13 protein-coding genes and 1 riboswitch are annotated in these 22,849 nt (G+C 36.5%); of the genes, 6 read left to right on the top strand and 7 right to left on the bottom strand.

Going from position 1 to position 22,849, the window contains the following annotated elements; genetic code table 11:
- Nucleotides 1-46 precede the first annotated feature (46 nt).
- Entirely contained in the window at nucleotides 47-15,079 is a 15,033-nt protein-coding gene (locus MHB70_RS07045) for a DUF11 domain-containing protein (RefSeq protein WP_061530143.1), read from the bottom strand.
- A gap of 122 nt (nucleotides 15,080-15,201) precedes the next feature.
- On the opposite strand from MHB70_RS07045, the gene MHB70_RS07050 reads away from it, so the two are divergent.
- Nucleotides 15,202-16,062, top strand: coding sequence for a GNAT family N-acetyltransferase (locus tag MHB70_RS07050; RefSeq protein ID WP_000571005.1), 861 nt, complete (start codon nucleotides 15,202-15,204; stop codon nucleotides 16,060-16,062).
- A gap of 35 nt (nucleotides 16,063-16,097) precedes the next feature.
- Here the strand turns inward: MHB70_RS07050 and MHB70_RS07055 are convergent, their stop codons facing one another.
- Nucleotides 16,098-16,658 carry a cysteine hydrolase family protein gene (locus tag MHB70_RS07055; RefSeq protein ID WP_000806314.1) on the bottom strand — a complete coding sequence of 187 codons (561 nt, stop codon included), beginning with the start codon at nucleotides 16,656-16,658 and terminating at the stop codon, nucleotides 16,098-16,100.
- Between the two features lie 182 nt (nucleotides 16,659-16,840).
- On the opposite strand from MHB70_RS07055, the gene MHB70_RS07060 reads away from it, so the two are divergent.
- Nucleotides 16,841-17,101: a DUF6123 family protein gene (locus MHB70_RS07060; RefSeq protein WP_001195212.1), complete on the top strand. Its 261-nt coding sequence runs from the start codon at nucleotides 16,841-16,843 to the stop codon at nucleotides 17,099-17,101.
- A 2-nt stretch (nucleotides 17,102-17,103) separates the two neighbouring features.
- Here MHB70_RS07060 and MHB70_RS07065 read toward each other — a convergent pair whose 3' ends face one another.
- The 3 genes from MHB70_RS07065 to MHB70_RS07075 all read right to left on the bottom strand — a co-directional run bounded on the left by MHB70_RS07065 (nucleotide 17,104) and on the right by MHB70_RS07075 (nucleotide 19,501).
- Nucleotides 17,104-18,009: a DMT family transporter gene (locus MHB70_RS07065; protein WP_000712625.1), complete on the bottom strand. Its 906-nt coding sequence runs from the start codon at nucleotides 18,007-18,009 to the stop codon at nucleotides 17,104-17,106.
- Nucleotides 18,010-18,022: 13 nt separating this feature from the next.
- A complete protein-coding gene (locus MHB70_RS07070) occupies nucleotides 18,023-18,409 on the bottom strand; it encodes a reverse transcriptase-like protein (protein ID WP_000573867.1) in 387 nt (128 codons plus the stop codon).
- A 219-nt stretch (nucleotides 18,410-18,628) separates the two neighbouring features.
- Nucleotides 18,629-19,501, bottom strand: a complete 873-nt coding sequence (locus MHB70_RS07075) for an aldose 1-epimerase family protein (protein WP_000127408.1) — start codon at nucleotides 19,499-19,501, stop codon at nucleotides 18,629-18,631.
- A gap of 132 nt (nucleotides 19,502-19,633) precedes the next feature.
- A riboswitch (PreQ1 riboswitch) is annotated at nucleotides 19,634-19,678 on the top strand.
- Between the two features lie 6 nt (nucleotides 19,679-19,684).
- Between MHB70_RS07075 and MHB70_RS07080 the strand changes: the two genes are divergently transcribed.
- From MHB70_RS07080 to MHB70_RS07090, 3 genes are all read left to right on the top strand, one after another.
- Nucleotides 19,685-20,170 carry a QueT transporter family protein gene (locus tag MHB70_RS07080; RefSeq protein WP_001026462.1) on the top strand — a complete coding sequence of 162 codons (486 nt, stop codon included), beginning with the start codon at nucleotides 19,685-19,687 and terminating at the stop codon, nucleotides 20,168-20,170.
- A 125-nt stretch (nucleotides 20,171-20,295) separates the two neighbouring features.
- Nucleotides 20,296-20,955: a ribonuclease H family protein gene (locus MHB70_RS07085; protein ID WP_000875536.1), complete on the top strand. Its 660-nt coding sequence runs from the start codon at nucleotides 20,296-20,298 to the stop codon at nucleotides 20,953-20,955.
- A gap of 12 nt (nucleotides 20,956-20,967) precedes the next feature.
- Nucleotides 20,968-21,144 (top strand): zinc-finger domain-containing protein, encoded by a 177-nt coding sequence (locus tag MHB70_RS07090; protein WP_000358801.1) that lies wholly within the window; start codon nucleotides 20,968-20,970, stop codon nucleotides 21,142-21,144.
- Between the two features lie 33 nt (nucleotides 21,145-21,177).
- Here MHB70_RS07090 and MHB70_RS07095 read toward each other — a convergent pair whose 3' ends face one another.
- Both MHB70_RS07095 and cspB read right to left on the bottom strand, forming a co-directional pair.
- Nucleotides 21,178-21,426 (bottom strand): DUF2564 family protein, encoded by a 249-nt coding sequence (locus MHB70_RS07095; RefSeq protein WP_000534393.1) that lies wholly within the window; start codon nucleotides 21,424-21,426, stop codon nucleotides 21,178-21,180.
- 119 nt (nucleotides 21,427-21,545) lie between these two features.
- On the bottom strand, nucleotides 21,546-21,743 hold the full coding sequence (gene cspB / locus MHB70_RS07100) for a cold shock-like protein CspB (protein WP_001161728.1): 198 nt from the start codon (nucleotides 21,741-21,743) through the stop codon (nucleotides 21,546-21,548).
- Between the two features lie 262 nt (nucleotides 21,744-22,005).
- Here cspB and MHB70_RS07105 point away from each other — a divergent pair, with 262 nt between their 5' ends.
- Nucleotides 22,006-22,734, top strand: a complete 729-nt coding sequence (locus tag MHB70_RS07105; protein WP_001005935.1) for a YqcI/YcgG family protein — start codon at nucleotides 22,006-22,008, stop codon at nucleotides 22,732-22,734.
- Nucleotides 22,735-22,849: the final 115 nt, after the last annotated feature.

Raw genomic sequence — 22,849 nt, forward strand, 5'->3', positions numbered from 1 at the left:
GCTTGTAGGTTGGATATTATCCGAACTACAAGCTTTTTCTTTTTGATTAACGCCACCAAATCCAAGTCCAAAAGTAATTTCGTATATTTCGAGGAGTAATGCGTATGAAACGTTCACCGTCAAAGAAGCAATTAAAATTTGGTAGTGTTTCATCTGGATTTTCTGGAATAAAGGTGACGATGTTTTCGTTACTTGTAACGGTTACTGTAATTGGTGGATCGGTAGGCGAGATTTGAAGTTGTAAAGAAACGTTTGCTGTGTTTTTAAATTCATTATGAATAGGTGGACTTATCACTTGTACTGTGAATAACACGATAATTGTTTCGTTCGGTTCCAAATTAGTAGCGACTAGGAAACCGATATTCGGGTTCGCTAATGGCGAGCGTTCCCCATTAATGAAGACAGTGCCGTTTATAAATTGTAAACCTGCTGGAATGGTGTCTTGTAACGAGATATTTGAAAGTGAAATCTCGGAAGTATTCGTAATACGCACCGTGTAATCAAAATATTGATTTAAATAAGCTGAGCTGACGGAAGCGTTTTTCGTGACTGTTGCAGTTGCAAATTGAACTGGTATACGAACAATATTTGAATTAACAATGAAAGTAATAATTGGATCCTGTGGTGTCAATTGAAAAGCAGCGGTAACTATTGCAGAATTTATAATTGTACTGTTAGAAGGAATAGAAGTTACGAGAACTTGAAATGTTATAGTTGCTACTGCATCTGCAGATAAAGAACCAATATTAATACCAGTGTCTGGACGAACATTTTGAACCGGAGCACCGTTAATTGTTACGCTGTTTTCTATAAATGTTGTACCAGCTGGAATACCGTCTATAACAGAAGTACTGATTGTCGGGATTGGGGAGTGATTAAATACCGCTAATGTGAATGTAATGATATCTCCTATAACGGCGATAGATTTGTCTGCTGTTTTTTCAATGCGAACCATCGGATCAATGACTGTCGTTGTAACGGTATTTGTTTGTTTTGTAATTGTAATAGGTGGTTTTGTTGGATCAATGATAACGGTATAGGAAACAGAAGCATTATTATTAATTGTAGATTGAAGAGTAGAAGAAGATATTGTCACTTGGAACGTAATAATAACAGATTCATTAGGAGCAAGATTTCCTAATGTAATACCATTTTCAGGATTCTCATTAGGCTGATTGATTCCGTTAATCGTAACACTACCAGCAACAAAAGTCGTATCTATTGGTAAGGTGTCTCTGGCAAGAAGGTCTTCAATCGTTACATTACCGCTATTCGTAATCGTAATTGTATACGTTAAAGTTTGACCAGGTAAGGCATTTGTTACATCAACAGATTTTATGGCAATGACATTATCATTTTGGACAGTAGTTGTGACGGTATTTGTTGTAGTCGTATTTGTAACAGGGACGTTATTTGGGTTGACTATATAGTTAAAAGTAGTAATTGCGTTGTTGTTTAGTTCGTTTGGTGTTGGAATAGAAGTCACAGTTACTTGGAATGAAACGATAGCATTTCCACCTACCATTATAGTGCCAATTGGTATGCCGCTTACTGGATTCACTCCTGGAAGAGTTTCTCCGTTTACAATGACGCTATTTTCAATAAACGTAGTACCTTGAGGAATAATATCTTGAATAACTACATCATTTGCTGCAACATTACCAGTTTGATTTAGGGTAATCGTATACGTTAACGTATCACCGACCGTTGCAAATGCAAGGTCAACAGCTTTATTACTATTTAAATTCGCGTGATGAATTTCTGTTACGGCAGCTGATGAAATAATAGTCTCGGTAATAGGTGGTTGATCTGGTACTGTGTATTCATATTGAATTGTACTCGTGTTAGAGATTGGGTTTGTTTGCGGAATGGAAGTAACCCGTACTTGGAATAGAATAGTGGCTGTCGTATTAGGCGGAATGTTATCAATTTGTATACCGTTAAGTGGGTTATCATTTGGACGAGCGTTGCCATTCACAATAACACTATTCTCTATAAAGCTCGTATTTGCTGGAATGATATCTGTAACGATAATGTTTTCCACTTGTATATTTCCGTTATTTATGATGGAAATTGTATAAGGAATGATAGTTTGTAGGTCAGCATATTGGATAGGTGTTGTTTTTGTCGCAATTACATTAGCAGAAATAACTTCAGTGAAGGTAATGTTACTATTCGATATTTGTTCTTCCCCGTTTATCGTATAACGAGAAGTTGATTGATTTTGAACATGGCCGCTAGCTGGAAGAGCTACGACTGTAACAGAAAATGTGACTGGGATAGAAATATTAGGAGCAATCGTTCCCACAAGTATACCGGTACTTGGATTGGCGTTAAGCTGTGGAATGTTATTTACTAAAACGCTACCGTCTATAAAGGTTGTTCCATCAGGAATGTTGTCTGTAAATACAACAGCAGTAGCATCCGTATTTCCTGTATTCGTTAAAGTTGTTGTATAAGTTAAAATGCCACCAATCGTTACAGAAGTCAAATCAACAGTTTTAAGTGAAACGATATCAGCATCATTAATTTGAACGAAAGTAGTGTTGGAAATAGTAGATTTTTGAATTGGTGCAAAGTCAGGGTTGAAAATAAAGTCGTAGACGATGTTTGCAGTATTAGGTGTTGGATTTACAGCTGGTAAATTCGTAACGGAAACTTGGAATGTTATTGTAGCCATTTGACCTGATGCGATATTAGGAATGGAAAAGCCGATATTCGGGTCTGCTGCAGGAAGTACAGTATTGTTAACTATGACACTTTCTGGAATAAATACTGTTCCATCCTCTATAGTATCTGTAAAAAAGATGGAGTTAGTTGTAGTGGATCCGTTATTTTGAATGAGTACTGTATATTCAATGGTTTCATCAATATTAGCTAATACTGTATTAGCGGATTTTGTAGCGATAAGAATAGCATCAATAAATTGTATATTTGTAGTATTGGAGGAGGTCGTTTCTGAAATTGGTGGTAAGCTTGGGTCTGGTTGATACTCATAGTGGATGACGGCGATATTATTAATGTTATTTTGAGAAGGTGTAGAGACTACATTTACCTGGAATGTAACGATAATCGTATTATTTGGAAGGATAATATTAAGGGTGATTCCAGTAATTGGATTTTCATTAGGCCTTGATATGCCATCTACAAGGATGCTATTTGGAACGAATGTGGTGCCAGCTGCAATCGCGTCAATTAGGAGAGTATTTGTAATAGGTACTGTACCAGCGTTTGTAACTGCGACTGTATATGTGATGATTTGACCGATGCGTGTAATGGATCTATTGGTGGATTTAATTGCACGAACATTAGCCGTCCGCACTTCCGTGTTTACTGCATTTGATAACGATCTACGCTGAATAATTGGAGAACTAGGGTCAATTTGGTATTCATATGAAGTGTCTGAAATGTTAATGACTGTATTGTTCTCTGGTATATTTGTAAGTTGTACTTGGAATGAAATAGTGACTGTTTCATTTGGTTGTATCGTGCCAAGAATTACTCCGTTTTCAGGATTTGCTCCAGGCTGAATCACATTATTTATTGATAAGCTATCTTCGACGAATATAGTACCTTCTGGAATGTTATCAATGAACACGGTATTGTTAGCTGGAACGGTTCCTATGTTTTGTAGTGTATTTGTGTAGGTAATAGTTTGCCCAATTGCTACGAAAGTTACATCCGCGCTTTTGACAGAAATAATATTTGCATTTTGAAGTGATGTTGTAACAACGTTAGAATTTGCAGAGCGATTCACCGGTGGAGCTGTAGGAATACTTACATATTGGTAAGTTGCTGAAGATTGATTTACAATTTCAGTTTCAGTAGGTGGATTATTTGTTTGCACTTGAAATAGTATCGTTTTGGAACTGTTTGCTGGAATTGTTCCAATCGGTATTCCGTTTTCTGGATTTACACCTGGCTGCAGGACACCGTTAATTGTGACACTATCGGGAACGAATGTAGTCCCAGCTGGAATAGAATCTGTGAAAATAATATTTATTGCATCAACATTACCGATGTTTTTCACTTCAGAAATATAAAGTATAGTTCCACCAATATCTACAGTTGTTGGATTGGATGTTTTTGTAATTGTCAATTGTGCTTGCACGAAATTTGTAATGACGATATTACTTGTAGATGTTTCAGTAATAGGCGGTTGCCCTGGATCTGGTTGAATTGTATACGTTGTATTGGATTGATTTGTAATTGATTCTTGCGAGAATGAATCATTAATAAGAATTTGGAACGAAATAGGGTGAGTAGCGTTTGCTGCTAGGTTAGGCAAAGTAACACCTACATTTGGATTTGCACCAAGTATAGCTGTTCCGTTAAGTGTAAAACTATTTTCTACGAATGTAGTCCCTTGGAGGATAGTATCCGAAAATATGAGATTAGTAGTTGGAATATTTCCGGTATTTTCTAGTGTTATCGTATAAGTCAAAATATCACCTGTTGTTGCTTGTTGTGCATTGACTGCTTTTAAAGAAAGAACAGTCGCGTCCGAAATTTGTGTGAAAGCTGGATTAGACGTAATTGTTCGAGAGATGATAGGAGCGGTCGGATCAGAGATAAAAGTATAGTCAATACGGGCTGTATTAGAAATTGGATTCACGCTTGGAATGGATTGGACGATAACTTGGAATGTGACGGTGACGATTTCTGACGGTGCGATGGAGTTTAATGGTATTCCTACGTTTGGATCGGCACCTGGAACTGAGATGTTATTAATGGTCACGCTATTCTGGATAAATGCAGTTCCTTCTGGGACTAAATCTGTTAAAGTAACTGTATTTGCAGTTGTATTTCCGTTATTTTGAACGACTACTGTGTAAGTGATTGTACCGTCAGTAGATTGTACGAGAGAATCTGTATTTTTAATTGCAGATAACGATGCATCAACGACAGCTGTAGTCACCGTATTAGATGAGGATGTTGCTGTAACTGGAGGTTGACTCGGATCGACGATATACGTGTAACTTGTAATGGCTTGATTTATGATTGCCCCTTGAGGTGGAATAGAAGTTGCAAGAAATTGGAACGTAATAGTAGCAGAATTACCTGGTGCGATAATACCAACTGGAATACCGAGTGTTGGACTTGCATCTGGGAGTGAAATCCCGTTAAGCGTAACACTATTTGGAACAAATAATGCCCCTTCAGGAATCCCATTAATGAGTAATACAGAATTTGCAGGAAAGTTTCCAGTGTTTGTTAATGTTGCTGTATACGTAATTACATCTCCGATAGATACGATTGTTCGATTTGCTTCTAAAACCGTTGTAACAGTAGCGTTATTAATTTGTGTTGAAGCGCTATTAGAATTTATTGTGCCTGTAACAGGAGGGGCTGCCGGGTCAACAATAAATGCGTATTGAATAGATGCTACGTTTGTAATTGGGTTTGAAGGTGGAGTAGATGTAACTATGACTTGGAAAGTAACAGTTAAGGAACTACTCGCGCTAACGGTTCCGATATTAACTCCATTATTTGGATTTGCCCCTGGAATGATACTGCCATTTACAGCAAAACTATTTTCAACAAAGATCGTTCCTGCTGGAATCAGGTCTGAGAAGTTTAGATTCGTAGCGTTTGTATTGCCGCTATTTTGAATCAAAACCGTATAAGTGATCGTTTCTCCGATATTCGCAAAGGCTGTACTAGCAGTTTTTACAGCTGAAAGTATTGCTGAGTTAATAGAAGTAACGAAGACGTTCGTTTCCACGTTGCCAGGCTGAGCCTGTAATGCATTGCCTACGTTATATTGGAAGTTAACAAACCCTAAGTTTTGGAGTTCAGGTGTGAACGTTGTTGGATTGCTTACGATTTGCACTTGGAATATGATTGTTACAGTTTGATTTGGATTGATTGTATTTATACCAACACCGTCAATAATGGAAGCAGATGGTAATGGAGTGCCATCAACAACAACGGATCCTGCAACAAATTGTGTCCATGTCGGTAAAGGGTCTGAGAAAACAACGTTGTTAGCTGGAATATTTCCTGTGTTCGTAATAGTCGTTGTATACGTAATCGTATCACCAATCGTTGCAAATGCTTTATCTCCTATTTTCATAGTGTTTAAAATAGCACTTTCAATTTTTGTTGTAACACTATTGGAAGTAATGTTTTTTGAAACTGGAGGATTGGCTGGATTAACGATATGTTGAAAGCTAACGCTAGCTTGATTGGTAATAGGATTTATAGGCGGAATTTCATTGGCATTAATATGAAATGCTACAACGGCAGATTCGTTTGGCGCGATATCACCAATTGGAACGCCTGTAACTATATCCGCATTTGGGATGCTAGTTCCGTTAAGTGTAAAACTATTCGGTTCAAAGGAAGTTCCGTCTGGAATAAGGTCGGTAAAAATAACATTCGTTGCACTAACATTTCCGCTATTTGTAATTGTAACGGTGTAGGTAATATCCTGCCCGATATCTACCGTAGATACATTTGAATTTTTTTGTGCAGTAAGGATAGCACTATTAATTTGTGTTGTCGTTGTATTAGATTGATTGGAAGTTGTAATAGATGGCTGGCTAGGGTCAACGACGTAATGATATGTGGTAGAAGCAGAATTAGAAATGGGATTGAGTGTTGGAAGTGTAGTAACAGTTGCTTGGAATGTGACGATTGCCGCATTACTACCATTAATGGAGCCTATATTTACACCAGTGGATAAATCAGCGTTTGGAATGGTTTGCCCATTAACTGTGAAACTGTTTGGAACGAAACTTAAATTGCTATCAAGAATATCGATAATCGTTACATCAGTTGCAACCACATTCCCTGTATTAGGAAGGTTAAGTGTAAACGTTATTATATTACCAATATCCGCAAAAGTAAGATTCGCTGTTTTTGTACTAATAATAGTCGCGTTGTTTATTTGAAGAAGCGTAGTGTTAGAATTAGCTGTACTTGAAACAGGAGGATTATTTGGATCAACAGTAAACTCATAATTAGTAGATGCTGTATTGGGTGTCGGATTACTAGGTGGAATACTGTTCACTGTAACTTGAAAAACAATACTATATATTTCATTTGGTGGAAGTGTTGCAAGTAATACACCTGTATTTGGGTTTGCATCAGGTTGTAAAATACCATCGACAGTTAATGTGTTAGGAACAAACGTGAGTCCACTTGGTAATACATCTGTGAATACAATATTCGTTGCATCCGTATTGCCTACATTCGAAATAGAAGTGGTATAAAAAGCAGTTTGCCCGATATCTGCAAAGGATACACTTTCATTTTTCGTCATGGATAATATGGCTTCTTTAATTTGCGTTGAAACAGGATTACTAATTGAAGTTTCCGCATCAGGTGGTGAGACTAATTGATACGATGTCGATGAGAAATTTACAATTGGGTTTTCGGTTGGTAATGAGATTACGTTTACTTGGAAGGAAACATTTACTGTAGTCCCGGCTGTTATAGGACCAATATTTACACCGTTCGATGGATCCGCACCACTTTGAGGAATTCCATTAATAGAAAATGTGTTTGCAATAAATGTAGTTCCGCTCGGTATTGTATCTGTGAAAATAACATTTTGTGCGGATGAGTTTCCGTTGTTTGTTAAAGTGACAGTATAGGTGAGTGTATCTCCAATACGACTAAAGGACTTATCGACTTGTTTTAGTGAAAGAATGGTAGCTGTATTAATTGTAGTAAACGTTGTATTTGAAGTAACATTTCTTGAAACAATTGGTGCATTTGGATCAGCGATGAATGTGTACGAAGCAGTAGCGGAATTTGCAATAGGATTTTGAACTGGTGTAGAAGTAGCGGTCACTTGAAATGCTATAGATATTGAGCTGCTAGGAGCAATTGCTCCAATCGTAATACCTGTATTAGGATTAAGACCAATTTGCGTGATGCCATCTATTGTAACGCTATCAGTAATAAACGTTGTACCATCTGGTATAAGGTCAGTGAAAGTAATATTCGTTGCATTTGTATTTCCGTTATTCGTTAAAATGGTCGTATAGGTAATGGTATCACCTAGCGTTACAAGTGTTTGATCGACTGATTTAATCATCGTTATCATAGCATCTAATACTGGGTTTGTGACAATATTCGTTGAAGTAGAAGTAGTAGCAGGAGTTCCGTTTGGATCAACAGTATAAGAATATAAAATTGTATCGTTACCCATAATTGAACTTGAAGGGGGAACAGAAATAACATTTACTTGGAAGGTAACAGTTACTGTTTCACCAGGCGCGATATTTGGTATATTTACTCCGAGTGCTGGCTGTGCACCAAGCTGTTGGATGCCATTTATTGTGACGGAATCTGGTATAAAAGTAGTACTAGGAGGAATTGCACTTGTAAAAGTTATATTTGTAGCTGGTGTATTTCCTGTATTTGTAATAGTTGTTGTATACGTAAGTGTATCCCCGACGGAAATAATAGATTTATCCACACTTTTTTGGGTTGTTAATATCGCACTGTTAATAGTTGTCGAAACCGTATTAGATACATTCGTTTGTGATACGGCAGGTTGGCTAGGATCAATCACATGTGCAAATTGTACCGAACTAAAATTAGAAATTGGATTTATACTTGGAATGTTTGTAACAAGTACGTTGAGAGTAATAATGGCCGTTCCGCTTGGATTTATGTTTTCAATCTGAATCCCGCTAGCTGGATTTCCAATTTGCTGTGTACCAGAGTCATTTGTAAGAGTGCCAGATATAAATGTCGTTCCATCAGGCAAAATATCCGTGAAGATAATATTTTGTGAAGTGACATTTCCAGGGTTACTTAATGTAATTGTATAAGAGATTGTATCTCCGATCGTTGCGAAAGTTTTATCTACAGATTTAACAAGTGCAATTTCCCCGGAATTTATTTGTGTCGAAACAGGATTGGATGTCGTATTTCTTGAAACGAGTGGTAAATTGGGTTCTGTCATAAATTGATAATCAATGGAAGCCCCGTTTACAACCGGTGAGTTTGGTCCCCCAGGTCCAATTGTGAAAATTGGATTTGGAATGCTAACTACTTGCACGCGGAAGGTGACGTTTATAAAATCCTCTGCGATAATATCCCCAATTGGTATCCCGTTTGCTGGATTTACTCCAGGTAATAAAACGCCACCTACTCGAACGCTATCTTCTATAAAGACTGTATTATTCGGAATTGGATCTGTAAAAATGATATTCGCAGCAGTTGAATTACCTATATTTTTCAATAAAACAGTGTACGTTAAAAATGAATTTCCAGGTGCTACGTCAGAAAATATTCGATCCACACTTTTCGTTGCTTGAATAATCGCTTCGTTAATTTGAACTAAAGTTGGATTACTTGTAGCTGTTTCTGTCACCGGCGGCTGGGTAGGATCCACAATGATAGAGTATGTTGTGCTAGATTGGTTCAATGTTGGATTTGTAGCTGGAATTGAGCCAACGATAGCTTGAAAGCTAATTGTTGTCGTTCCTCCAACTGGAATTGAGTCTAAAGGAACCCCGTTATCTGGCCTAAATCCAAGTTGTGGGACGGTATTAATTTGTATGCTATCAGGAGCGAATGAAAGTTCAGGTGGTAATATATCGATAAAAATAGGTGTGTTTGCGGTAGTATTTCCGCTATTAGTGAGAGTAGTTGTATACGTAATTGTATCTCCGACAGCAGCAAATGCACTGCTTGCAGTTTTTGTTGCGATAACGGAAGCTGTATTTACTTGTGTAAAAGTTTTATTAGATTGAACTGTTCGTGAAACAGGTGGTTCATTTATATCAACAATAAAACTATATTGAAGCGATGATTTGTTCGGAATTGGATTAGGGTTTGGAAGCGTTGTAATGTTTACTTGAAAACTGAGTGTAATCGATGCATTTGAATTCAAGTTACCAATATTGATACCGTTTTGTGGATTTGCATTCGGGATAGTTACGCCGTTTATTTTAAAGCTATTTGGGACAAAGGCAGTACCGTTTGGAATTGTATCTGTAAAAACAATGTTGTTCGCAGTAGTATTTCCTGTGTTTGTAACAAATGAAGTGAATGTAATCGTATCACCAATCGTAGCGAAATTTGTACTCGCATTTTTAATTAAAACTAAAGTAGCGTCAACAATTGGGGTAGCAGTCGTGTTTGTTACAGTACTTCCAACAGCAGGTGTTTGGTTTGGATTCACTGTATATTCATAATTTACAAGGGCGTTATTCGTTAAAGTACCGCTAGGAGGAATCTCAAGAATTTTTACTTGGAATGTAATAAAAGTAGTTCCTCCTGGTGAAATATCGTCTAAATGAATACCTAATGAAGGATCTAATCCAGGTTGGGATACGTTATTTATCGTAACAGAATTTGGGATGAAGGATGCACCTGGTCCAAGTCCGTCTGTTAAAACGGTTGCACTAGCAGGGATATTCCCCGTATTTGCCATTGCAATCGTATAGGTTACGATATCTCCAATTGCAGCTGTCGGTGTATTCACTGATTTAGTAGCGACGATTGTAGCGTTATTAATTTGAGTTGTTATTACGTTACTTACCGCATTGGCGGATGCTGGAGGTAAGCTAGGATTTACGACATATTGGTACGCTGTATTACTTTGATTCGGGATTGGATTCGGATTCGGGATGGTATTTACTTGCACTTGGAACGAGATGATTGTATTTGTATTCGGGTTTATTGGATCAATTGCAATTCCGCTTGCTGGACTTACATTAGGGAGTGTCGTACCATTTACTGTTACACTATTTGGAATAAATGACGTCCCACTTGGAATGGCATCTGTAAATACGATATTTGATGCAAGTGTGTTCCCGCTATTCGTTAAAGTAGTCGTGTACGTAATAATATCATTTACGTTAGCAAATTGTTTATCTGCAGATTTAGTAGCGGCAATTGAGGCGTTATTAATAGTTGTCTGTACCGTGTTAGAAGCAACCATCTGCATTACAGCTGGTTTGGATGGATCGTACGTATATTGGAATGTAGTGCCTGATTGATTTGTAATCGGATTTACAGCAGGGATACTTGGTACGAAAATCTGAAATGAAACGATACGTGATGCATTCGCACCTATCGTACCGATAAAAATGCCGTTAGCAGGATTTGCATTGGCTATAGGGACATTGTTAATCGTCACAGTATTAGGGATGAAGAGGGTACCTGCTGGAATGATATCTGTAAATGTTACATTAGAAGCAGGGATATTTCCGTTATTCGTTAAAATAGTTGCATATAATATGACATCACCAACATCAGCGAAATTTGTGCTTGTTAGCTTCGTAGCAACAATATTAGCAGTATTAATTTGTGTAGTTACTATATTACTAGTAGCGTTTCTCACAACAGCAGGTAAATTTGGATCGGCGATAAAGCTATATTGAAGTGCAGCGCTGTTTTGAACTGGATTTGGTAAAGGTAAACTATTTGCACTAATTTGGAAGACAATTGTTGTAATACCACCTGCTGGAATAGTACCAACTTGAAGACCAACGCTTGGATCCGCACCTAACTGTAAAGCACCACCTATAAAAATACTATTTGGTACGAGAGTCGTACCAGTAGGAAGTATATCGGTAACAACTACATTATTTGCTGGAGTATTTCCAGGGTTAGCTAAGGCAATTGTATATGTGATTGGTTGCCCAACATCTGCGATAGTTAAGTCTACATCTTTGAAAATAATTACATTTGCTAAATTAATTTGTGTACTTACAGCATTGCTTAAAGATGTTTCTATAGTTGGTGGATCGCCCGAATTTAGAATAAAGCTATATTGTGTACTAGATGAATTTACTGTTGGATTTTGTGTTGGTAAAGAGGTGACAGTTACTTGATAAGAGACGGTAAGTGAGCCGTTAGCAGGAATGCCAGGTAACGGAACGCCTATATTTGGATCTGCGTTATTTTGGAGTACACCGTTAATAAGGAAAGTGTTTGGAATAAAGGTAGTGCCATCTGGATTTGTGTCTACGAAAGTTAGACTATCAGCAGAAACACTTCCTGCATTTGTCAAAATAACGGTATAAGTTAATATATCCCCTACGGTAGCAAACTCTCGATCTACTGTTTTTGCAGAAATGACATTTGCATCGTTTACTTGAGTAAATGTAGTAGTTGAAGTTGTATTTTTACTTACAGGTGAAGCGTTTGGATCAACGATAAAGTTATAGGAAATGGAGGCACTATTTGAAATAGGATTTGGGTTTGGAATGCTAGTTATTAATACTTGGAATGAAGCTGTAATTGTAGCATTAGCATTGATGCTACCAATATTGATGCTAGCTGGTGTTGCGCCCGGTTGAGAAACACCGTTAACTATAACACTGTTCGGTACAAAGGCAGTACCATTCGCAATTGAATCGGATAGTAATACATTATTCGCGGCAACATTTCCATCGTTTGTAAGAGAAAAGGTATAAGTTAATACATCTCCAACTTCCGCAAACGTTTGACTTACAGATTTATTAGCATGAAGGTTTGCTAGTCTAATTGTTGATGTAACAGAATTAGAATTTGCTGTTTTTGAAGTTGGTGGTAGGCTTGGATTTACAGTGTAAATATAAGAGGCGAAAGCATTATTAATGATAGGGTTTTGTGCAGTAATGTTAATGACTGTTACTTGGAAGGATAAGGTGAAAGTAGCACCGCCAGGAATTGTGCCGATAGGTAAAGCAACGAGAGAATCTACATTTTGTAAAACGCCATTGAGCGTTACAGAACCTAATGTTAAAATCGTTCCATTTGGAAGTGGATCTGTTAGTTGAACGTTATTAGCCGCCGTATTTCCACTGTTTGTAATAAGGATTGTATAACTTATCGTTTCGCCAATTGTAGCAAATTGTTTGTTTGTTGATTTTGTTAATGTTACATTCGCATTGTTAATTTGAGTGGAAACAAGATTAGAGGAAATATTTTTTGTAACGGGTGATTGGCTAGGGTTGACGGTGTACTGATAAGAAGCGCTTGATCCGTTAGGTACGACATTTGATGCGGGTATTGCACTTACTACTACTTGAAATGAAACATTTTTGGTTGTACCAGTTGGGATGGATCCTATATTCACACCGTTAGCCGGATTTGCTCCAACTTGTGTCGTGCCATCTATTGTTAAACTGTTTAGGACAAAAGTTGTTCCTGTAGGAATGACATCTGTAAAAATAACATTGTTCGCATTCGTATTACCTGTACCTGTAAAGGAAACGGTGTACGTTAGTGTATCACCAATATCTGCAAAATTTTTATCCACTGCTTTTGCCATAGTTACAGTAGCGTTATTCACTTGAGTAGATACGATATTGGTCGTATCAGTTCCGCTTACTGCCGGCTGATTTGGTACAGGAATGTATTGATATGTTGTTGTACCACTATTTAATATTGGGTTTGTTTGAGGGATAGACGGAACGAATACTTGAAATGAAATAGTAGTAGTGGAATTTGCGGCAATCGATCCAATTGATATACCGGTAGCGGGATTCGCTCCTGCTTGAGTAACTCCGTTAACAGTTACACTTCCTGGAATGAAAGTAGTCCCGCTAGGAATCGGATCCGTATATATAACGTTCGTTGCGGCGATATTTCCTATATTAGCTAAGGAAATACTGTATGTTAACGTTTCACCAATATCGGTAAAAAGTTTGTTAACTGATTTTGTACCATTAATATCTGCGAGGTTAATTTGTGTTCCAGCAGAGTTACTTGTTGCAAGACCGTTAAAAGTCGTTCCTCCAGCAATTGGTGTATATTGAAATGTAATATTAGCAGTGTTAGAGATAGGGTTTTGACTTGGAAGAGAAACGACAGTAGCTTGGAAAGTTACTGTACGAGAAGCACCATTATTAATTGTTCCAAGAGATATACCAGCGGCCGGATTTGCGTTTGTTTGCGGGACATTATCAATTGTTACAGTGCCAGGTATAAAGGAAGTACCGTTAGGGAGAATGTCTGTAAAAATAACGTTATTGGCCGGAAGAAGCCCGGTGTTAGGGATAGTAACTGTATAAGTGAGAACGTCTCCAATTGCTGCAACACTTTTATTCACGCTTTTCGTTGCTTGTATGTTAGGTGAATTTATGTTGATTTGTAAACCGACTGTATTCAACATATACGCGTCTCCGTTAGTTGTTAAACGGATTGCGGCGGACACTTGAGAATTTGTTAAATAAGGAGAAATATCAATGGAAGTAATGTCCCAGCCCTGTCTTCCAGCGGAGATGTTTGTGCCTGTAGAAGCGCTTTGATTTCGCGTTCCAAATGTCCCCGTTGTATCTAAGTTCCCTGCGGCATTATTAATTTGAGAACCGAAGAAATTATTTACAGCATTATTTGGCCCAGATAAAGCATTTAATGAACTGAAATTTGGTCCAAATAATGCTTGATCCCCTGTTAAATCTGCATCTCCTTCAGTAGAACTTAAAAATAATCTCCCGCTTACTGGTCCTCCTGCAGGTGTTAAAAATCCTGAAACAGCTACATCTGCACTACCAGTATCAGCAGAAACGCGGTTACCAGCTACGTAAATTGTTAAGTTTCTTGCAGGTAATGTCCCGTTTTGATAAGCGACGATAAGTGTCCATCCAGCCGAATTAATTGTTCCATTAGAAGCATCAATAGGATCTACAAGTCCAGGGACAGCCCCCGTAGTATAGGAACCAGAGCCTCCAGCTTGAATAAGAGTTGTTACGTCTGCTGAACGAGTGTAAAAGCCAAATGTAATAGAGTTTGAAACGAATGTTTGATTTGAAGCTGTAATAGCTGAAGGAGTAATCGAGTATGTTGAAACAGGTGTTGTAAAAGAAACTGGATTTCCTAATACATTCGTAATGTTTTGATCACGAGATAAATAGTTTCCACCCCAAACGAGTTCTGCGTAAAGAATCGTACTACCAGCAGGGATATTTAAAATAGCGGTAGAACTATTTTGTGTATAGTTTAACGTTGTACCAGCAGGAAAAGTAGGTACTTGTAAAGCAGTATTCGTAGTTACGAATGCACCAATTGCCCCGATTGTACCAGCACGGTTTTGATTACTAATTTTACTTAAGCCTAAAGTATTTCCTGTAATAGCGAGTGCGCCGTTAGTGGTGGTAGAAAATCGATTCGTAATGGGCATGTTGTCACCTCATTTACAATATAGTCTTGGTCAAAATAAGATATGTGTGTGATAGATAAAGGGAAACATGTACAAGTTGATTTAGTAATAATGATTTAAATGTCTAGATAAGGGGATGGAGTATGATTGAATTGGAAATTAGGGTGGATCGTCTTAGGGAAGAAGAAATAGGCGATATTGTAGCATTATCTTCTTATATTGGTTGGGATTATAGCAGAGAAGAAATTGAAACGATTTTTAACGCAGGCATTGTATACGGCGTGTGGAATGAGAGAAAGAAACTTATTGCTAGCGCGGCAATAATATTATATGGGGAGAAAGTAGCGTCTATCGGAATGGTAATTGTACATCCAGATTATAAGGGAAGAGGAATTGGAAAGGCGATAACGCATTCATGCATGAATAGCGTATCAGCTCGAACACCAATTATGCTTATTGCTACAGATGAAGGGAAGTATTTATACGAAAAGCTAGGATTTAGGGTGGTAAGCTATGTTTCTAAATACATATGTAACTCGTACAATACGAATTATAAATGTGCAAGAAATGAAGAATATATGATGGATTATGAAGAGGGTGATTTAGAAGAAATAATAAAAATAGATGAATATGCGTTTGGAACAAATAGAAAAGAGTTTTTAAAGAAAAGAATGATGCAAAGTGAACAGTGCACTGTTGTGAAGGATAAGGAACAAAATATACTAGGATATGGTTTGAGTATACAAACGCCGGAAAATAAAATATTAGGACCGGTAGTTGCTAAAAATGATGAGATGGCAATAAATATTGTTCATTATTTAGCAAAAGGGCATAATGGGAAATTAAGAATAGATGTACCAGAAGTAAAGAAAGATTTTGTGAAAGAATTAGAGGTTACTGGTTTTAAAAAGGTGAATACACCACCAATTATGATGAAAAATAGTGATCAATTTTTGAAAAGAAATGGAGAACTATATAGTATTGCAGCACAAATTTTTGGGTAACAAAGAATCCTTCTGAATGAAGGATTCTTTGTTTATTAATCACGATATTGGTCGTGAGTTGGTTGGAAGAGGTCTTCCTCGATATCTCTCACCATAGAAAAATGATCAACGTTATAATGACCGTGTAAAATTTTATTGTGATGACCAATAATTTGCTCTGCAGACAATACGTTAGAATCAGTTGTGGAATGACCGTTTTTAATTAATGTAACGTCAAATCCTTGTACAGTTGCTGTCCTAACAGCTGTGTCAATACAATGTTCAGTTTTACATCCACCTATCACAATATGGTTAATTTTTTCTTCTTTTAAAAGTTCAAGTAAAGAAGTGCCATAGAATGAATTCGTTGCTGCTTTATTAATAAGGATTGCAGACTGAGGTACTTGAATTTGATTATGTACTTCAAATCCCACGCCGCTACCAGAAGCAACATCGATATCTCTTACGAAAACAATAAGGGCATTTGAATCAATTGCTTTCTGTACAGCTGTATTTAGTGTAGCTAATAACTCAGTTTTACGAAAAACTTCATTTTCTTGCTCATTTCCATCAATTAATTCTTGTTGAGCATCGATAATTAATAGTGCTTGTTTCATCGTGTCTCCCCTTTAATATGAAATAAGTTCCACTGTACATATTCCTTCAGATTGTTAGGAAATCCTCCATTGCAAGCGAAGTAAACGATTGATTTACAAAGTTGTCAAAGAAATTTCATTCTCATAGTGTGTAAAAACATGTATGATAGGAAGTGGAGAATTTTTGAGTAGGTGGGAATATCATGCAAACAGTAGAAGATTATCTTTCATTCTTACATACGAAAGGATTTAAATTATCAGAGGAAGCACAAGGGTTTATTATGTTCGGGCAAGGATATACTGGTGCATCTGATGGAATTGTGAACGCAGCAATAGAAGCGACAATTAAACATCAATTACAGTTTGATGGCAGTTATTTTGTTGCGTTATTAGAACGATTGAAAGAAGAAGAAATTACAGATAAAAAAAGCGCTAAGGCTTTTATGCGGAAGTTACAAGCGTAACTTCACGCGGCCTGCGCTTCTTTTTTTATTTTGGAAGGTAGCTCAACAAAAATCATGCCTAGAAAAATACATAGACATCCGAAAATAGCAGACATAGAAAGTTGTTCGTTAGCAACGAGAACGCCTGTTAATGCAGCAAAAACGGGCTCCATTGCGAAAATAATTGCTACTCTCGTTGGGGAAGTATGTTTCTGAGCTGATGTTTGAATGAAAAAAGCAATGGATGTCGCAAATAAGGAAGTTAGAAATAGGGCGAATAAAAAGGAATGATTTGTCCATAGCGATACTGAAAATAATTTTTCCCAATCTTCAAACAAAAAAGCGCAAATAGAAGAAAATATACCTACAGCTAATACTTGAGATGTGCTTAGTAATAAAGGTGATATTTTCTTAGAAAAGAAACCGTTAATGAGAATATGGGCAGCGAATGCGATTGCGCAACCGAGAACAAGTATATCTCCTATATTTAATTGAAAAGAATCAGCAGCTGTTAATAAATATAAACCGGCTGTTGCCACAGTGATACCGAGTACGACGAAAATGGTAGCCTTTTGTTTTAAAAAGATAAAAGATAAGATTGGAACCATAACAATGCTTAGTCCTGTTAAGAAACCTGCTTTTGAAGAAGTTGTATAGAGTAAGCCGAATGTTTGTAATAAATAGCCAACGCATAAAAAGAATCCAACAATTAATCCGGCAAAACTACTCTGCTTTATATCTTGTTTCGAAGTTTTTTGTGAGAAAATCATTTGAACAAATAATAAAATAATTCCGGCGAATAAAAAGCGAAGGCCATTAAACGTAAATGGACCAACGAAAGACATAGCATTTTGAACGACAACAAACGTAGCTCCCCAAATAAAAGAGACAAATAATAAAGCGAGAGGAGCAAGCCACTCTTTTTTCACACTCATACCCCCGTTAATTTTGTAAGATAGCTTTTCTAGCTAATTCATCAGCGACTTTATTTTGACTACTTGGAATCCACTTAATAAAAAAGAGATCGAAACTTTTTATGTACTGTAGTGCTTCCTCTAATAGTGGTGCAAACATTTTATTTTTTGCGTATTCTTTTTCAACAGCTCGCTCGACAAGTTGCGAATCTGTACGAAAAGAGACAATGTTATAATTATGCTCCGTGCAATACTTTAATGCTGCAAGTAAAGCATGATATTCCGCTTCATGATTGGACATTGTTCCAAGTGGTAATGATAATTGTACAGGTGGCTGTATGCCTTTAATAAATACTCCCGCACCAGAAGGACCAGGATTTCCTTTTGATGCACCATCAATATACACTTCAATCAAAATGAGAAACCTCCAAATTATAAGATTATCCCCTACTTAAATGTTTTTTTGAAGTAGGGGATAGAGTACTTATCCCGCGTTAACGGGCAGTAAGACACCCACCTCAAAACTCGGCTGAAACAATGAAGTTAGGTGGGTGATCAACTGCCCGTAAATGCCCGATTGGTGAAGGCTAATAATCAGTGGGGATGAATATCCCCCACTGATTAAAGTTTCACTTTATCCGATTGTGATGCTGTAACGGCATGTAAATGTTTCATTCGCTTGTAAAGATTGAATTCCTTTTTTTTCCTTGAAATCTTTTGCTGGATTTATTTCATCAGCGATTCCATACCAAGGTTCAATACATAAGAAAGGTGCGTTATCTCCTGGTGTCCATACGCCGACAAATGGAAATCCTGCAAATTCTACTTTTACAAATTTATTATGTTTATGAGAACGAATAGAAATTTCATTCGTATTCATATTTTCAAAAATAAGTGCATCATTTTTGAATAAATCGTATGTAAGTGGCAATTCATTCGTATTTTCAGCGATTAATTGTTTTTTACTTGAAAGATAAGGTCCTTCTAATACACTTGTTTCTAAGCGTTCAGAACCGTTAAATGATAGATGATAATCTGTAAATGATTCGCCGTCTAATAGTGGGAAGTTGAATCCAGGGTGCGCTCCGATTGAGAAGAACATCTCTTTTGAAGCAGGATTGTTTACTTCATATGTAACATGTATATTTTGTTCTTCTACCTCATAAGAAATGAGTAGTTCAAATTCGTAAGGATATTTTTTTAATGTTTCTTCATTACTAGTAACGATATAAGTGATTTTTGTTTCACTTTGTTCTTTTACAGAGAACGTAAGATCACGAGCGAAACCGTGTTGAGTTAAAGAATATGGTTTACCATCTACGTAGTATGTATTATCTACTAATCGGCCGACAATTGGGAATAAAATTGGTGCGCGACGTCCCCAATAAGTAGAATCACCTTGCCATAAATATTCTGTGTTATCTTCTTTTAAGCGAACGCTTTGCAATTCTGCACCTTTGTCAGAAATGGAAACGATTACTTTTTCATTTTGTATTGTTGCTGTCATGAAGTGAAACCTCCTAAATCTTTCATATGTTTCATTATACGTTGTCTAAAAGAAAAAAGGTAGTTGATGATAGGAATCTATTGACGAAAGAGTGTCTAATGCGTAGAATATAATCTTGTTGCTTAAAAAACGAATAACGTGGTTCGAAACCATCCCACGTAAAAAAACTAAGGAGATTTTGTCATGAATATAAGAACAATAGTTGGTAATGGTATTATAGCGGCATTATATATTGCTGTTTCTATACTTATTCAGCCATTTGGCTTTACAGGTGTACAGTTTCGTATTTCAGAGATGTTTAATCATCTCGTTGTATTTAATAAGAAAGCAAGTTACGGAATTGTATTAGGTGTATTTTTAACGAATCTCTTTTTCTCACCTATGGTCGCTTATGATTTAGTATTTGGAGTAGGGCAATCTATTCTTGCATTAGTTGCAACGATTATTTCTATGCGATTCATTAAAGGTGTTTGGGCTCGTATGATTTTTAATACAGTTATCTTTACGATTACAATGTTTATGATTGCAATTGAACTTCATCTTGCATTTGATTTACCATTTATGTGGACTTGGTTAACATGTGCAGCAGGTGAATTCGTAGTAATGGCGATTGGTATGCCTGTAATGTACTGGATTAATAAGCGAGTACAATTTGAAAGATTTATGTAATAGATGAAAGAGCTATTCCAATGGGATAGCTCTTTTTGTATGTGATTATATTGAATATAATACTGTGACTCTTGATAAAATATAATAAAATATAAATAAGAATTCTTATATAAGGGGAATTTAGCATGAAATATAAAATTCATTGGTTATATAAAACAAAACGCGGATTGCAGACGGAATTAACGACAGATTATATGAACATAGAAGAAGTACTTCAATTTGCGGAGGATTTTGAGAAAACAGGAAGAGCGAAAGAACTTTTATTTTACGATGAAATGGATGCAGAATGGTCATTAAAAGAAATGAAGAAGCTGAGTAAACAAGTGGAGGAAGAGATTCAAGAAATACATGTTTATTTTGATGGTGGGTATGATCTTCAGACGAAAGAAGCTGGAGTAGGTATATGTGTGTATTATAAAAAAGGAAATATAAACTACCGAATTCGCCGCAACGCATATATAGAAGGTATATATGATAATAATGAAGCCGAATATGCATCATTATTATACGGTATAAATATACTCGAAGAATTAGGGATTAAGTATGAAGCAGTTACGCTTCGTGGAGACTCTCAAGTTGTACTGCAGCAATTGGCTGGAGAATGGCCTTGCTATGATGAGCATTTAAATCATTACTTAGATCAAATTGAACGAAAGGCGAAGCAAATGAAATTAAAGCTTGTATGTGAGCCAATATCTAGAAAACAAAATAAAGAAGCACATCAATTAGCAACGCAAGCATTAGAAGGGACAGTCATTGATAGTCATAAAGAAATAACCGAATAGAGAGGTGCAAAGGTGGATAAAAAGCAACTCATTACAGAGGTAAATGACTTATTAGAAACGTATTGTGAAGGATGTTTTTTACGAGAACATAATCGGAAAACGAATAGTAAATATTATGCCCATTCATTTTGTATTAGGCAATGTACAGTTGGAGAAACGTTGAAAAAATATGGAGAACAGTTGTCATAAAAAACATCCAGAGAAAACTCTCTGGATGTTTTTTTAGTGCTTCGCTTCATGTAATTGATGCTCGCACTTACTTAATTTCTTTTCCTCATTCATTAAAAATGGCTCATCTAAATCTGTTGCAACAGATTTCATAATCTCAAGTTGAGAGCGAGCTGCTTCTACTGCAGTAGTGGCATGCTCCAGTGTGTCTGGATCCATTGAAATTGTTGCAGAACCTACCATTTTTTGTGCTGTTTCTACACGGAATTTCACTTCTTCAAAATCATTTACTTCTGAACCCATTGTAATTGCCTCCTTTGTGAATTGCGCATTTCACATAGTTTTCGCTCTGTAAAACGGAAATATACAAAGGAATAACAAAGGAGGTTACCAAGTAAGGTAACCTCCTGTCATATGTTGGATTAAAGTTTTACTACGTTAGCAGCTTGAGGTCCACGGTTTCCTTCAGTGATATCGAAAGATACTTCTTGACCTTCTTCTAAAGCTTTGTAGCCGTCACCTTGAATAGCAGAGAAATGTACGAATACATCGTCAGCGCCGTCCATTTCGATAAATCCAAAACCTTTTTCGTTGTTAAACCATTTTACTTTTCCTTGCATGTTACAATTCCTCCTAAAAACATTTGCTTTTTTCATTTAGTGAAATTCATTTGAAAAGATAATATAAACTAAAAATGCTATAATCTTGAATATTCTGCTAAATGATTAATTTAAATATACACGAATTGGTAGAAATTAGTCAAGTAAGCGATTTTATTTTTTGTATTTTTAAATAATTTTCTGGTCAAATGTTCAAAAAGGTATAGGACAGGCTGGTTATGTAATATTCTTTATTGAATGCTATACATAATGAGGTGAAAGAATGAACGAGTCGTACTTATTAGATAATGAAGGAATGAGAATGAGAACGGATATACCGAATTGGGTTGCAAAAGAATTTCAAAATTTTTCAAGCGTCGTGTTAGATGCAACTTTCCCATGTTATTTCGGTTTAACAGCGTTGAAAAAGAATGAACTTCGTTATTCATTTCTTTCTCATAATGATTGGAGTCATTTGCCACATACAATGTTATCTTTTTTAGAGTTAATGAAAGAGCGACCGATTGTAAGAAGAGGCTTTTTTCTTTTTGTGGAACCGGAATGTGAAGAACAATCACTTGAATATTATCGTGATTACTTTTGGAAAGTACTACAGTATTTACATGAACACGATAATCAAACATGGCCGCAGCAAGTTCCTGAAGATCCAAATCATTATTTATGGGAATTTTCATTCGGTGGTGAACCGATATTTGCATTTGGGAATGCACCGGCTTATAAACAGAGAAAGACTAGGCATTTAGGAAATTCACTCGTTATTGGATTTCAGCCACGTACCATTTTCGATGGATTAGAAGGTGATCGTCCCAAAGGGGCGTATTCAAGACAAATGGTTCGTGAACGAGTTGAAAAGTGGGATCAGCTGCCGAAACATCCTAACATTAGTCATTACGGTGATCCTGACCATCGAGAATGGAAACAATATTTTATTGGAGACGATATTGAGCCAATAAAAGAGAAATGTCCTTTTCATCATAAGGTAGAGAAATAAGAGCCATCATCTAGATGGCTCTTTTGTATATTTTGGATAAAAAAGGGTATTTTATTATGAAAGCTAGTCTATTTTTAAAGGTTACATCATTACTTAATAGTAAAGGAAGTAGAAA

Source organism: Bacillus sp. FSL M7-1020 (assembly GCF_038050415.1).
GTDB lineage: Bacteria > Bacillota > Bacilli > Bacillales > Bacillaceae_G > Bacillus_A > Bacillus_A toyonensis.